Origin of the sequence: Flavobacterium buctense (genome assembly GCF_014486695.1) — a bacterium.
Lineage (GTDB): Bacteria > Bacteroidota > Bacteroidia > Flavobacteriales > Flavobacteriaceae > Flavobacterium > Flavobacterium buctense.
Map to the genome: position 1 here is coordinate 305,524 of NZ_JACTAB010000002.1, position 13,991 is coordinate 319,514.

At 35.9% G+C, this 13,991-nt stretch carries 12 protein-coding genes and 1 other RNA gene; 6 read left to right on the forward strand and 7 right to left on the reverse strand.

Features of this window, described 5'->3' with window-relative positions; genetic code table 11:
* The first annotated feature begins 52 nt into the window (after positions 1–52).
* From ICG50_RS05340 to ICG50_RS05350, 3 genes are all read left to right on the forward strand, one after another.
* Complete coding sequence (locus ICG50_RS05340; RefSeq protein ID WP_187659875.1) at positions 53–673, forward strand: porin family protein; 621 nt, start codon at positions 53–55, stop codon at positions 671–673.
* Between the two features lie 75 nt (positions 674–748).
* Positions 749–1,648 carry a site-specific tyrosine recombinase XerD gene (gene xerD, locus ICG50_RS05345; RefSeq protein WP_187659876.1) on the forward strand — a complete coding sequence of 300 codons (900 nt, stop codon included), beginning with the start codon at positions 749–751 and terminating at the stop codon, positions 1,646–1,648.
* 65 nt (positions 1,649–1,713) lie between these two features.
* On the forward strand, positions 1,714–2,109 hold the full coding sequence (locus ICG50_RS05350) for a response regulator (RefSeq protein WP_187659877.1): 396 nt from the start codon (positions 1,714–1,716) through the stop codon (positions 2,107–2,109).
* A 45-nt stretch (positions 2,110–2,154) separates the two neighbouring features.
* On the opposite strand, the gene rny is transcribed toward ICG50_RS05350, so the two are convergent.
* From rny to ICG50_RS05370, 4 genes are all read right to left on the reverse strand, one after another.
* A complete protein-coding gene (rny, locus tag ICG50_RS05355; protein ID WP_187659878.1) occupies positions 2,155–3,717 on the reverse strand; it encodes a ribonuclease Y in 1,563 nt (520 codons plus the stop codon).
* A 50-nt stretch (positions 3,718–3,767) separates the two neighbouring features.
* Positions 3,768–3,875, reverse strand: a non-coding RNA gene (gene ssrS, locus ICG50_RS05360) — 6S RNA.
* A gap of 50 nt (positions 3,876–3,925) precedes the next feature.
* Positions 3,926–4,222 carry a cell division protein ZapA gene (locus ICG50_RS05365; protein WP_187659879.1) on the reverse strand — a complete coding sequence of 99 codons (297 nt, stop codon included), beginning with the start codon at positions 4,220–4,222 and terminating at the stop codon, positions 3,926–3,928.
* A gap of 3 nt (positions 4,223–4,225) precedes the next feature.
* Positions 4,226–4,516 carry a hypothetical protein gene (locus ICG50_RS05370; protein WP_187659880.1) on the reverse strand — a complete coding sequence of 97 codons (291 nt, stop codon included), beginning with the start codon at positions 4,514–4,516 and terminating at the stop codon, positions 4,226–4,228.
* 190 nt (positions 4,517–4,706) lie between these two features.
* On the opposite strand from ICG50_RS05370, the gene ICG50_RS05375 reads away from it, so the two are divergent.
* Genes ICG50_RS05375 through ICG50_RS05385 form a run of 3 tightly spaced genes read left to right on the forward strand, consistent with a single transcriptional unit; the run spans position 4,707 to position 9,645 of the window.
* Positions 4,707–6,404 (forward strand): M23 family metallopeptidase, encoded by a 1,698-nt coding sequence (locus ICG50_RS05375; protein WP_187659881.1) that lies wholly within the window; start codon positions 4,707–4,709, stop codon positions 6,402–6,404.
* A gap of 9 nt (positions 6,405–6,413) precedes the next feature.
* On the forward strand, positions 6,414–8,891 hold the full coding sequence (locus ICG50_RS05380; RefSeq protein ID WP_187659882.1) for a TonB-dependent receptor: 2,478 nt from the start codon (positions 6,414–6,416) through the stop codon (positions 8,889–8,891).
* Positions 8,892–8,928: 37 nt separating this feature from the next.
* Complete coding sequence (locus ICG50_RS05385) at positions 8,929–9,645, forward strand: hypothetical protein (protein ID WP_187659883.1); 717 nt, start codon at positions 8,929–8,931, stop codon at positions 9,643–9,645.
* Between the two features lie 6 nt (positions 9,646–9,651).
* On the opposite strand, the gene ICG50_RS05390 is transcribed toward ICG50_RS05385, so the two are convergent.
* The 3 genes from ICG50_RS05390 to ICG50_RS05400 all read right to left on the reverse strand — a co-directional run bounded on the left by ICG50_RS05390 (position 9,652) and on the right by ICG50_RS05400 (position 13,975).
* The gene (locus ICG50_RS05390) at positions 9,652–10,353 is read right to left on the reverse strand and encodes a hypothetical protein (RefSeq protein WP_187659884.1); all 702 of its coding nucleotides are present in this window, start codon (positions 10,351–10,353) and stop codon (positions 9,652–9,654) included.
* A gap of 68 nt (positions 10,354–10,421) precedes the next feature.
* Positions 10,422–12,248 carry an ABC transporter ATP-binding protein gene (locus ICG50_RS05395; RefSeq protein WP_187659885.1) on the reverse strand — a complete coding sequence of 609 codons (1,827 nt, stop codon included), beginning with the start codon at positions 12,246–12,248 and terminating at the stop codon, positions 10,422–10,424.
* Complete coding sequence (locus ICG50_RS05400) at positions 12,248–13,975, reverse strand: phospho-sugar mutase (protein WP_187659886.1); 1,728 nt, start codon at positions 13,973–13,975, stop codon at positions 12,248–12,250. Before ICG50_RS05400 ends, ICG50_RS05395 begins: the two co-directional genes overlap by 1 nt.
* Positions 13,976–13,991: the final 16 nt, after the last annotated feature.

Below are 13,991 nucleotides of genomic sequence, written 5' to 3' on the forward strand. Positions count from 1 at the left end.
AAATATGTATTTAAAATACTACTTTTGTGTAAAAATTAAAAATAATAAACTTATGAGAAAAATTATTATGGCCGCCATTGTTTTGTTTGGGTTAAACTCAATAGAGGCTCAAGTAAAGTATGGTCTAAAAGGAGGTTTGAATATCGCAAATCTTAACATAGATGAAGCCGGATTTCCCAAAACTAGCGCAATTACCAGTTTTCATCTTGGTGGTTTTGCTGAAATCATGTTGAACAAAAAAGTTGCTTTCCAACCGGAATTGATTTATTCTGCGCAAGGAGCTAAATTCGATTTTCTTTTTGATGATGGCAGTGGTAATCTATATGATACTGAAAATACTTTTAAACTCTCTTATGTAAACATCCCGTTGATGATTAAGTACTATCCTCAAAGCAAGTTTTTCCTTGAAGCCGGACCACAAGTTGGGTTTTTAACCTCTGCAAAGTTAAAAGTTGAAGTGGTAGGTTTCGGTTCGGATACGCAAGGCGCAAATCAATTATTTAAGGAGATAGATTTTGGTTTCAATCTAGGAGCTGGATATAATATTTCAAAAAATGCAATGGTTAATGTACGCTATAATTTAGGTTTATCTAACATAGCCGAGACGGAATCGGGAGATACCACAACCATTAATAACAGAGTATTTTCATTATCTGTAGGATATATTTTTTAAGACAAATATAATTTTGATTCATAACCTCTCCTTTGAGAGGTTTTTTTATACCCTTACATTTCGTTTATTTGTAACATGAACTGGAATAGTTATATCAAGAGTTTTCAATCTTATTTAAAAATCGAAAGAGGTTTATCAAAAAACACGATAGCCAACTATACTTTTGATATGGAAAGGTTATGTGCTTTTTTGAATGAAAACAGTATCAGTGTTGCTCCCGAGAAAATAAATGAAGAAATAGTTCAGCAATTCATATATGCGGTTTCTAAAGAAGTTAATGCTCGTTCACAAGCCCGAATTATTTCGGGACTTAAAAGCTTTTTTAACTATTTGATTTTTGAAGATTTTCGTTCGGATAACCCTATGGAGTTGATTGAAGCCCCAAGAATTGGCAGGAAATTACCGGATACACTTTCCGTGGAAGATATTGATAACTTAATTGGTGCCATAAATTTGGCAACACCGGAAGGCGAACGCAACAGAGCCATGCTTGAAACTTTATATGGTTGTGGTTTGCGTGTTTCTGAAATTATAACTTTAAAAATATCTGATTTGTTTTTTGAGGAAGGTTTTATCAAAATTACAGGAAAAGGGAATAAGCAACGATTTGTTCCGATGGCTAAATCTACTCAAAAATATATTGAGCTATATAAAAGTACGATTCGAAGTCACATGACTATAGCCAAAGGTTTTGAGGACACTTTATTTTTAAACCGAAGAGGAAAACAACTCACTCGTGCTATGGTCTTTACCATTATAAAAAACCTAGCGGTAAAGATTAATTTGGCCAAAAATATAAGTCCACACACTTTAAGGCATTCTTTTGCAACGCATTTGCTTGAAAATGGGGCCGATTTACGGTCGATTCAAATGATGCTCGGTCATGAATCAATAACCACAACAGAAATCTACGTGCACTTAGATCGCAAACATTTAACACAAATCATCAATACATTTCACCCGAGAAAGAAGTAGTTAGTCGGTTTTTTTGTTTAATTTTGCCGTGATAAAAAACAATAATCCCCAAATCTGTTTTTAAAATGAAATTCAACAACGTATTTGTTGTAGATGATGACAAGGTGCACCACTTTATCATCAAAAAACTGTTTGAAAAAAATGATATTGCAGTTAATCAGTCTTTTTTTGAGAATGGAAAAGACGCTTTAAGTGATTTAAAAGCCAAACTCAATGATGGCGAAAATCTCCCGGATTTAATCTTACTAGATATTAATATGCCGGTGCTTGACGGTTGGCAATTTTTAGAGGAATTCAATCAAATCAAACCCACTTTTTCAAAAGAAATTGTAATTTATATGGTTAGTTCTTCTGAAGATTATTTTAACGCAGACAGACTTGAACAGTTTAATGCTTTAATAGCGGAATATTTAGTAAAACCCATGACTAGTGAAGTCATTAAAAAGATATTTATGGAATAAAAAAAGGCGACCATTTGGTCGCCTTTTTTTATTCTCAAGCTATTCTTATTTCGCGATATTCACCGCTCTTGTTTCTCGTATTACCGTAATTTTTACTTGTCCAGGATAGGTCATTTCGGTTTGTATTTTTTGTGAAATTTCAAACGATAAGTTAGAAGCCATATCATCGCTTACTTTCTCGCTTTCTACAATTACACGAAGTTCACGTCCGGCTTGAATAGCATAAGCATTTTTTACGCCGTTAAAGCCAAAGGCAATGTTTTCGAGGTCTTTTAACCTTTGTATGTAAGAATCTAAAACCTGACGTCTTGCGCCCGGTCTTGCACCCGAAATGGCATCACACACCTGAATAATCGGAGAAATTAAATATTTCATCTCAATCTCGTCGTGGTGAGCACCAATAGCGTTGCAAACTTCTTCTTTTTCGCCAAATTTCTCAGCCCATTGCATTCCTAATAAAGCGTGAGGCAAATCACTTTCAGTATCAGGCACTTTTCCGATATCGTGAAGCAAACCGGCACGTTTGGCCAATTTTACATTCAATCCTAATTCGGCCGCCATAATACCACAAAGTTTGGCTACTTCACGAGAGTGTTGTAACAAGTTTTGCCCGTAAGACGAACGGTATTTCATTCTACCAACCACTTTAATCAATTCTGGATGTAAACCGTGAATTCCTAAGTCGATTACGGTACGTTTACCTACTTCAATGATTTCGTCGTCAATTTGTTTTGTTGTTTTAGCCACAACTTCTTCAATTCTCGCCGGGTGAATTCTACCATCGGTAACTAATTTGTGTAACGATAAACGAGCGATTTCTCTTCTAACCGGATCAAAACAAGATAAAATGATGGCTTCCGGAGTATCATCAACGATGATTTCAACACCGGTTGCAGCTTCTAATGCACGGATGTTTCTTCCTTCACGACCAATGATTCTTCCTTTTACATCATCCGATTCGATATTGAATACCGATACACAGTTTTCTACTGCTTCTTCGGTACCAACTCTTTGAATGGTATTGATGATTACTTTTTTAGCTTCTTGTTGTGCAGTTAATTTAGCCTCTTCAATAGTGTCTTGAATGTGTGACATTGCCTTGGTTTTGGCTTCTGCTTTTAGGCTTTCTACCAATTGCTCACGAGCATCTTCAGCAGATAATCCGGAAATCACTTCCAATTGTTCTACTTGACTTTTATGTAGTTTTTCGAGTTCTTGTTGTTTCTTGTCAAGTAACTCAATCTTAGCATTGTATTCATTGGTTTTAGCTTCGTAATCGTCGTTCACTTTTTTAGCTTTAGCCAATTCGCTTGATATTTGAGACTCTTTATCACGAGTTCTTTTCTCTACTTCCGCTATTTTTTTGTCTTTGTTTAAAATCTCTTTTTCATGTTCTGATTTTAATTCTAAAAACTTTTCTTTGGCTTGAAGTAGTTTGTCTTTTTTAATGTTTTCTGCTTCAACATTGGCATCTCTCAGGATAGAAGAAGCTTCTTTTTTAGCATTTTTTATCATGTTAGAGACGTTGCTTTTTTCAAGGAATTTTGCAATTCCAAAACCGCCGCCAATTCCTGCGATTAACGCAATTATAATCAGTATAGTTTCCATTTTTTTGTTAGTGTTTATATATAAAAAAAGCCTACATTAGGTGAATGCATAAACTCGTAAGGACAAGTTTTGAGCTAACTCGTTGGTCAAGGATCCACGATAAAAGTGGCATGCTTTAGTAACGACGATTTGCTCATTCTAAATTGTTAGTGTTGAGTTTACCAATTAAAATCTAATGTAGGCGGTATTGTAATCTATGTTAAGAACGTTATTTTTTATCGAGATAATCGAACAATAAATCATTAATCTTTTTTAATCTGTCCAGAGTTTCCGAACCATCTATGGCGTTATCCACTTGCTTTTGTTCTACTTGAGAGGCAAACTGTAAGGCGCACATGGCCAATACATCTTGCTTGTCGCGAACGGCATAGTTTTCTTCGAATTGCTTAATCATGGCATCAATTTTTTTGGAAGCACTTCTCAGTCCTTCTTCTTGCGATAGGTCTACCGTTAACGGATAAACTCTGTCGGCAATTGATAACTTTATTTTAAGCTTATCCTCCATATTTTAGTCTGATAACTGCGCGATACAGTAATCTATCTCTCGGATTAATGAATTTATTTTAAGCTTGGTATCTCTTTTGTTTTCTTCACCGCCTAATAATGAATTGGCCATTTTGAGGGATTCACATTCTGATTTTAATGTTGTGATTTCGTCAGTTTGTTTTTGAATCAACTTTGCAGCTTCATGTAATTCTGTTCTTAATGCCATAGAATTTTTCTCCAAACTGTCTATTTTCATAAAAAGTTTTTCAATCCTATTTTCAACAGAATCAAATATTTCTGCAATTTCACTCATAAATTACTTTATTCATTACTTACTTTACAAAGTTAGGATTCTATTTTGTTTGCACAATATTTTTCACAATTATTTATCCTTACTTTTAAAATGAAATGGTAACATTTTGTTTCTTAATGAGTTATAAATAAAAATTAGAAATCGTAAATTTTAACTTACTTTTTTATACCTTAGCTAAAACATCGCTTTTATGAAATACATTGGGTTATTGTGTTGTTATACTGCTATGCTTTTTGGGCAAAATCAGTATCCGAAGGACTATTTTCGATCTCCTTTGGATATTCCATTGCAACTTTCCGGCAATTTTGGCGAATTGAGACCGAATCATTTTCATTCCGGTTTCGATTTTAAAACGCAAAAAAAAGAAGGTTTCAAGGTTTATGCTGTCGCCGAGGGTTATGTTTCCCGAATTAAAATAGCTGAAAATGGCTATGGAAAAGCCGTATACATTACACATCCAAATGGTTACACTTCTGTTTACGGTCATTTGCAATCAGGTTTTGGTGAAGTCGAAAAGTTGATAAAGAGCTCACAATACCAAGCCAAATCATATGAAATTGATGTAACATTTTCACCCACTGAATTAGTTGTCAAAAAAGAGGATGTCATCGGTCTCACCGGAAATACAGGAGGTTCTGATGGTCCGCATTTGCATTTTGAAATCCGAGATACGACAACCGAAAAGATTATAAATCCTATGTATTTCGGTTTTGACTCGGTTATTACCGATTCTAAGAGACCTATTCTCAATAGTTTATTTGTTTATCCGCTAGATCAAAATTCAATAGTCAATCAATCCAAAAGACCTATAGCGGTTAGTGTTTCGCAACAAGCTGATGGGAGTTATATAGCCGAAAAAGTTTTAGCCACAGGAAAAATCGGTTTCGGAATTACCACTTTTGATTACGATGATGTTTCCTGGAATGCCAATGGAATTTTCAGAGTACAGACTTCTTTAAACGGAAAAGCTGATTTTAAGTATAAGTTCGATACTTTTTCTTTTGATGAAACTCGTTATGTAAATGCATTAATTGATTATGGTCGGTATAAAAAATTAGGGCAACGCGTTCAAAAGCTGTATACTGAAAATCCATATCCGCTTAGCATTATCCAATCCGGAAATACTAATGGAATTATTTCTGTTTCTGCTAACATGACTCAAAACTATAAAATAGAAATAGCCGATTTTAGCGAAAATTTGACTCGTGTTTTTATTCCAATAGAATATTCAACCTTGACTTCAAAAGTCAATGAAGTACCAATTACGTCTAAATATTTGGTGAAAACCAATAAGGAGAATGTTTTCTCTTTGGAAAATGTTACAGTTTCCATTCCGGCAAATACTTTTCTGAAAGATTTCTATATGGATTTTGAAGTCAAGAACGGATTGTTGCATTTGCATGATGATGTTGAGCCGGCTTTTGCCAATATGGCGATTACTTTTGAAGATAGTGTAAGTTCGGAAAAGGATAGGAAAAAAATGTTTATTGGTTCTATTGACGGCAAAAAAATCTATTATTACAATACTAAACGCTATAAAAATTCGTTTACAGTTTATTCCAAATATTTGGGAGATTATAAACTGTTCAAAGACAGCATGCCACCGAAAATTAAGATTGACAAGAAAATCGGAGGCAAATGGATTAGCCAACAAAACGAATTACTATTTACAATTTCCGATGATTTGTCAGGGATCAAAAGCTACGAAGGCATGCTAAACGGCAATTGGATTTTATTAGAATACGAACCCAAAACCAAAAAACTAATCCATCACTTTTCTGATGGAATAGTAGCGGAAGGGAAAAACGATTTAAAAGTCGTCGTTACCGATAATGTTGGAAATTCTACTATCTTTGAAACACAATTTTTTAGAAGTCAAAAACCTTAATCCTATAGTTTGAGAACAAATAAATTCCTTTTTACACTCCTTTTTTTAGCGTTCAATTGCATCGCTTTAGCCCAAAACGCATCAGCTAAAGTTGCCGGAGTCGTACTCGATGAAAACAACAAACCGGTTGAAAATGTTAGTGTAAGCTACCAAACCAAAACCGCTACAACTGATAAAACCGGGTTTTACGAAATAAACGTTCCTGCCAATCAAAAAGTGGTGCTGGTTTTCACTCACAAATCGTTAAGAAACATAACCGCTACTTTTCAATTGAAACCCGGAGAAAATTTGGAATGGCACGTTGTCATGAGTGAAAAAGCAGAACAATTAAGCGATGTAGTAATAACCAGTAGTCGAAGAAGAGTACAAGGAATTACTTCAATTGAACCCGAAACCATCAGAACAAATCCGAGTGCAATGCCCGGCGTGGAAAGTGTTTTGAAAACTTTTGCGGGTGTAAATGCTAATAACGAATTAAGTTCAGGTTACAATGTTCGTGGTGGAAACTATGATGAAAACCTAGTGTATGTTAATGAAATTGAAGTGTATCGTCCGTTCCTAGTCCGTTCCGGTCAGCAAGAAGGACTGAGTTTTACCAATACGGATATGGTGCAAAAAATTGATTTCTCCGCCGGTGGATTTCAAGCCAAATACGGCGATAAAATGTCATCCGTTCTAGACATTACTTATAGAATTCCCAAAAGATACAGCATTATGGCCGAAGCCAGTTTCTTAGGTGGAAGTATAACGGGAGAAGGTATTTCTAAAAATAAAAAATGGTCCGCCATTACCGGGATTCGTTACCGCGATAATTCCCTTTTCGTCAACAGTCAGGAAACGCAAACCAATTTCCGACCAACCTTTATGGACGTGCAAACCAATGTGAATTTTAGTCCAAATAAAAGATGGCAGTTCAGTTTCTTGGGCAATGCATCACAAAACAGATATAACTATCAGCCTTTAACACGCCAAACTAACTTTGGAACTATCGACGAACCTATCGCGTTGCAAATTTTTTACGATGGTCAGGAAAAAGACCGATATCAAACGCTTTTTGGTGCTTTCAAAACAACATTTGCCAAAGACGACAACAATATTTTCAGATTCATAAGTTCGGTTTATCATACCCAAGAGCAAGAGTACTTTGATATTTTTGCCGCTTATTTTTTAGGCGAAGTCGATACCAATATCGGGTCGGAAACTTTAGGAGAAGTAACTTTTAGCCAAGGCGTTGGGTCGCAATTAAATCATGCGCGAAATGATTTAGATGCTTTATTTATTAATGCTGAAGTCAAAGGAACGCATTTCATCAATAATAAAAAACACCAAATTGATTGGGGTTTCAAATACACCCGTGAAAATATTCGTGACCGCATTGTTGAATGGGAAGTCATTGATTCTGCCGGGTTTTCTTTAAATCCGCCTCAAATTGATTTCCCTAATGACCAACCTTACAATCCATATGTTGGCCCATTAGTGCCTTTCCAAAATGTAAGAGCCACCAACTTCATTGATATTGACCGATTTTCCGGGTTTGCCCAATGGAATACGAAAACTGAAATTGGTAACCATCAGTTATGGATTACTGCCGGAGCTCGTTTTCACAATTGGACCGTTTCAGGAGACGGTATTTCAAATGCAAAGAGTCAAACCGTTATCAGTCCGAGAGCTCAGTTTGCTTTAAAACCTGATTGGGATAAAGACATGATATTTCGTTTTGCAGCCGGTTTTTATCACCAACCGCCATTGTATCGTGAATTGCGTGATATGAATGGAGTGGTAAATCCGAATGTGAAAGCCCAGCAATCCATTCATTTTGTGTTGAGCAATGATTATAATTTCAAGATGGCCAAGCGTCCTTTTAAATTGGTTACGGAAGCCTATTACAAAACCATGACTGATGTGAATACATATACATTAGAAAACGTAAGAATTCGGTACCGAGCCAATAATGAGGCGGAAGCTTATGCTTATGGTTTAGACATGAGATTAAACGGAGAGTTCGTTCCCGGAACAGAATCTTGGTTGAGTTTTGGTTATATGAAGACCGAAGAAAATCAAAATAATCGTGGGTTTATAGCGCGTCCGACGGATCAAAGATTGAAAGTCGGTATTCTTTTTCAAGATTATATGCCCAATTTACCTAACATGAAATTATACTTGAATTTGGTTTACAATACCGGTTTACCAGGTGGTTCGCCTTCTTATGCCGATGCTTACACTTACCAAACGCGTTTGCGTGATTACCGTCGTGCGGATGTTGGGTTTTCCTATGTGTTGACCGAAAAGAACAATGAAAGAGCGAATGGACATTGGTTGAAAAAATTTGAAGATTTATCCATAGGTTTTGAAATTTTTAATTTGTTTAACAACCAAAATGCCATTACCAATACATGGGTGCGTGATGTGTATACCAAAAACCAATACGGAATTCCAAACTATATGACCACGCGTGTTTTCAATGTGAAACTGACTGCGAAATTGTAGAAATAAATCACTATTTTTGATAACAAATTATTTTGAGATGAAAAATTTCACTTTCTATATTTCCTTGATTTTGATGGTAACTTTAGTAAGTTGCAAAAAAGAAGAATCACCCAAACCCAAAGTGATTTACCAAGACACTTCAAAAGCAAAAACCGAAGTTCCGGAAGACACTACACAAATTGAAATCGCCGATTTGCCTATCAACATGGATGGCACCAATTACTTAATTTTTCCAATCGGAACGGTGTCCAGCGACAAAAAAGGCTTAAAATCTTCTTATGATTCCAACACCGGTTACACGGTTTCCAATTATGGGGAATACCAAATTACAGGATTTTTGCAGAATTTGAAGTTTCAGGAAATAGGACAAGACACGATTTATGCGTTGACAGAAAAAAATGTTTTGATTGAAACCGCTACTTATTTAAAAAACATAGCTGTTAAGACTAAAAAGCAATTGATGGTTTTTACTTTGGCAGATTCGGATACTAATAAAGACAATAAAGTAAACAGCAGTGATATTAAATCACTTTACTTGAGTGATATTTCCGGAAAGAGCTTCACTAAGATTTCGACAGATTTTCAAGAATTGATTGATTGGAATATTATTGAATCCCGAAGCAGATTGTATTTCAGAGCTATGGAAGATACTAATAAAAATGGCGCTTTTGATAAAGAAGACACACTCCATTATTACTTCGTTAATCTTTTAGACAAAGAATGGAAAGCCACTGAAATCAAACCTTTGCTTTAAACTATTCTAAATCAGTATATCGCTCTCTAAGTCGGATTTTTCAATTTCAAAATCGAAACCTAATTTGGAAACCAATTCGATGACCAGTTTTTTATACCAGTTCTCCGATTTGGGGTGAATGTAGATTTTTTCAATCATTTGATCAATATCAACATCAATCTTTAAACCGTCATTGATTTTGATGTCTTTGTCCGATAAGTCCGCTATGATTCTGACTTCGCCTTCATACTGAAAACTTTTCCGCTTGAATAAAAAAGGAAAAAACATATCGTCAAACGGAATGTACTCTTTTTTGTAATCGATATAATTGACTTCGCCTATGAATTGGTTGAAGTCTCTCTCAACTTCCAAAGCTTTTTGCAAACGGCCAATCGTGGATTGAATCGCCAAACCTTCACTGTTTTGGGTGAAAATCTGCCACATCGCAAACGATTCGTATTCGTTGATGTGCCAACTGCTTACGACCACTTTTTCACGATGCGATTTGTAAAAGGATAAAAACTCCGGATTGTTTTCGGAAAGCTTTTTGATTTCTTCAAAAGTGGGTTCACTAAAAGTGCCTTCGTATTGGTCTTCAAATTTATCTGAACGCGACATAAATAACTTTCGGGACAACAGTAAATCGAGAAATTTAGACAAGTCCAAATACTTCCAAACTACCGTGTTAGGATCTTCAGGCAGTTTGATATTTGGATTCTTTACATACATTACGAATTACAGTATTTAAAAACTAAATATATTAGCTTAATTTCTTAATAATCCAACAATCTAATAATCTATTCAAAAGATTGCATGGTTACCAATTTGGAATAAGTACCACTCTTGGCTAAAAGTTCATCGTGTGTTCCTTGTTCAACGATTTCTCCTTTTTGCATCACCACGATCATATCCGCTTTTTGAATTGTTGAAAGTCTATGCGCAATTACAACCGAAGTTCGGTTTTGCATCATGTTTTCCAAGGCTTGTTGGACTAATCTTTCGCTTTCGGTATCCAGAGCAGAAGTCGCTTCATCCAAAATCATAATTGGTGGATTTTTTAAAACGGCACGTGCAATCGACAAACGTTGTTTTTGACCGCCTGAAAGTTTGTTACCACTATCGCCAACATTAGCATAAATGCCATCCGGTAAATCTTTGACGAATTCGTAAGCATTGGCAATTTTCAAGGCTTCGATGATTTCTTCATCACTAGCGTCTAATTTTCCTAAAGCAATATTGGCTTTAATAGTATCGTTGAATAGTATAGAATCTTGTGTAACCAATCCCATTAATCCGCGAAGTGAATGTAAATCCATGTCTTTGATGTCGACATTGTCAATGATGATTTTGCCTTCGTTTACGTCATAAAAACGCGTCAGCAAATTGGCAATGGTACTTTTTCCGGAACCGGATTGTCCGACAAGAGCGACAGTTTTACCTTTGGGAACTGTAAGAGAGAAGTTTTTTAAGACGTTTTCTTCTTCGTATCTGAAATTGATGTTTTCTAAAGTGATTCCGGATTCAAAAGTTGATTTATGAACAGCGTCTTTTTTACTTTGAATTGGATTTTCTTGTTCCAATATTTCTAAGATTCTTTCCGCAGCCGCTTCTCCTTTTTTCACACCATAACTGGCTTTTGAAATGGCTTTGGCCGGAGTCAGAATGTTATAAGCCAATCCCATATAGCCAATAAATTTAGCCCCGGAAAGCGTGCCTTCTACTAAAACCATACTTCCGCCATACACTAAAAGAACTGCAATAATAAGGATTCCCAAGAATTCACTCAAAGGAGAAGAAAGGTTTTGACGGTTTAGGATTTTATTGTTTAAATGAAAAAATCTATCGGTTGAATTGGTGAATTTGCCTTGAAAGACTTTTTCGCTGTTGAAGCCTTTGATGACTTTTAATCCGCTAAGTGTTTCTTCTATAATCGATAAAAAATACCCTTGTTCAATGGCTGCTTTATCTGATTTTTTCTTAAGCGATTTGCCGACTTTAGAAATGATAAAACCTGATATTGGTATAAATATAAAGACAAACAGCGTTAGTTTCACGCTAATGAAAAACATCGCGCCAATGGTAAATAAGATGGTCAAAGGTTCGCGGACAATCAATTCCAAAACCGACAGAAAAGAATGCTGAATTTCCAACACATCAGAAGTCATTCTGGAAATTACATCGCCTTTTCGCTTCTCTGAAAAATAGGAGATAGGCAATTCGACCGATTTTTTGTACATCGCATTTCGAATGTCTCTCAAAACCCCATTTCTAAGGAAAGTGATAAAATACATCGCCCAATAATTACACAGGTTTTTTAATAAAAACAAGGTAATTATCAAAGTAATCATTACTAATAAAGTGTATTGCGGACCTTCGGTTTCGTTGAAATGAGTAATGTAATAACCCATAATGTTTTCCACATAATCACCAAAATGTTCAATGCCTTCAAAAACCGGTTTGGTCGTAATTTTATTGTCTTCTTTAAAAAGTACGGATAGCATCGGAATTAATGCCACAAAAGAAACAGCACTAAACAATGCGTAGAAAACATTAAAAAAAATGTTTAAGTAAACATACTTTTTATACGGACGAATAAAGGGGAAAATCTTTTTGATGCTACTCATTAGTTCAACTGCATTTCTGAAATGATAGTGGTGATTTTTTGGTCCAAATAAGCTTCAGCTGCCGGAATTTCTTCCAAGTTTTCAATCGCGGTATTGACACTGAAATAGAACTTAATTTTTGGCTCAGTTCCACTCGGACGCGCACAAATTTTCGAACCGTCTTCTAAATAATAAATCAACACGTCTGATTTTGGAATAGTCAAGTTTTCCGTTTCACCTGATAATAAATTTTTGGCCGTCGAATTTAGATAATCTTCCACCATAATCACGCGTTGTCCGTTGATTTCAGCCACCGGATTGTCGCGCATGTCAATCATCATTTGTTTGATTTCATTCGCACCTTCGATTCCTTTTTTGGTAATCGAAATCAGGTATTCTTTGTAGAAACCAAAATCGACATACATTTGTTGTAAATATTGGTGAACGGAACTCTTATTTTCTTTAGCCTGCGCTGCAATTTCACACATTAATAAAATGGCACCAACGGCATCTTTATCGCGAACAGCATCACCTACCATGAAACCAAAACTTTCTTCGCCACCGCCGATAAATTGCAACTCAGGGAAATCTTTGATGAACTTGGCAATCCATTTGAAACCGGTTAAACCCACTTTACATTCCACACCATAAGCCGAAGCCAATTCCAACATCATAGGCGTTGATACTATAGTCGAACCGATGAATTGTTTGCCATTAAGTCTGTTCGCTTTTTTCCATTGTTCCAATAAATAATTGGTCATCACAACCATCGTTTGATTTCCGTTAAGGAGAATCATTTTATTATTGTTATCTCTAACGGCAACTCCTAAACGGTCGCTGTCAGGATCGGTTCCAAAAACGATATCGGCGTGTAATTTTTCAGCCAAAGCCAAAGCCATAGTTAAGGCTTCCGGTTCTTCCGGATTCGGAGAAACTACCGTTGGAAAGTCGCCATTCGGTTCCGCTTGTTCCGGTACGATATTCACATCCGTATAACCGGCTTTCGCCAAAACACTTGGTACCGATTTGATGGAAGTGCCGTGAAGCGAAGTATAAACAATTTTTAAATTCGCTTTTGCATTTGCTGAAGTATTAAAACTAGCATTCGCAATAGTTGAATCTACAAAAGCATTGTCAATCTCAGTATCGATGTATTCGATTAAACTATTGTTCGCTTCGAATTTGATTTCGCTGTATTTTAAGTCTTCAATAACTTGAATAATTTCTTCATCTTGTGGCGGAACCAATTGGCCACCATCTTGCCAATACACTTTGTAACCGTTGTATTCCGGCGGATTGTGCGAAGCTGTTAGTACAATTCCGGCATGACAGTTTAAATGTTTTAAGGCAAAGGACAATTCCGGTGTAGGTCGCATTTCTGAAAACAAATACACTTTGATGCCGTTGGCCGAGAAAACATCGGCAACTACTTTTCCAAGAGTATCACTGTTGTGACGACAATCATAAGCAATTACAACTTTCAACGCTTCTCCTGGGAATGATTTTTTCAGATAATCGGAAATGCCTTGTGTGTTTTTACCCAAAGTATATTTATTGATGCGATTGGTGCCAACGCCCATAATTCCTCGCATGCCACCGGTTCCGAATTCTAAGTTTTTATAGAAACTCTCCTCCAAGTTTTTGGGAGAAGTGGTCATCATTTCTTTGATTTGGTTTTGGGTGTCAACGTCAAAAGTTGGGGTCAACCATTCGTTTACTTTGTCTAAAATATGTTGTTCGATATGCATGGTAATTGTTTTTGAA

What these genes read in the sequence shown, in the direction of transcription:
- rny (WP_187659878.1), bottom strand. Translation starts at nt 3,717, where the DNA reads ATGGAAACTATACTGATTATAATTGCGTTAATCGCAGGAATTGGCGGC.
- ICG50_RS05340 (WP_187659875.1), top strand. Translation starts at nt 53, where the DNA reads ATGAGAAAAATTATTATGGCCGCCATTGTTTTGTTTGGGTTAAACTCA.
- ICG50_RS05390 (WP_187659884.1), bottom strand. Translation starts at nt 10,353, where the DNA reads ATGTATGTAAAGAATCCAAATATCAAACTGCCTGAAGATCCTAACACG.
- ICG50_RS05370 (WP_187659880.1), bottom strand. Translation starts at nt 4,516, where the DNA reads ATGAGTGAAATTGCAGAAATATTTGATTCTGTTGAAAATAGGATTGAA.
- ICG50_RS05365 (WP_187659879.1), bottom strand. Translation starts at nt 4,222, where the DNA reads ATGGAGGATAAGCTTAAAATAAAGTTATCAATTGCCGACAGAGTTTAT.
- ICG50_RS05400 (WP_187659886.1), bottom strand. Translation starts at nt 13,975, where the DNA reads ATGCATATCGAACAACATATTTTAGACAAAGTAAACGAATGGTTGACC.
- ICG50_RS05385 (WP_187659883.1), top strand. Translation starts at nt 8,929, where the DNA reads ATGAAAAATTTCACTTTCTATATTTCCTTGATTTTGATGGTAACTTTA.
- ICG50_RS05350 (WP_187659877.1), top strand. Translation starts at nt 1,714, where the DNA reads ATGAAATTCAACAACGTATTTGTTGTAGATGATGACAAGGTGCACCAC.
- xerD (WP_187659876.1), top strand. Translation starts at nt 749, where the DNA reads ATGAACTGGAATAGTTATATCAAGAGTTTTCAATCTTATTTAAAAATC.
- ICG50_RS05375 (WP_187659881.1), top strand. Translation starts at nt 4,707, where the DNA reads ATGAAATACATTGGGTTATTGTGTTGTTATACTGCTATGCTTTTTGGG.
- ICG50_RS05395 (WP_187659885.1), bottom strand. Translation starts at nt 12,248, where the DNA reads ATGAGTAGCATCAAAAAGATTTTCCCCTTTATTCGTCCGTATAAAAAG.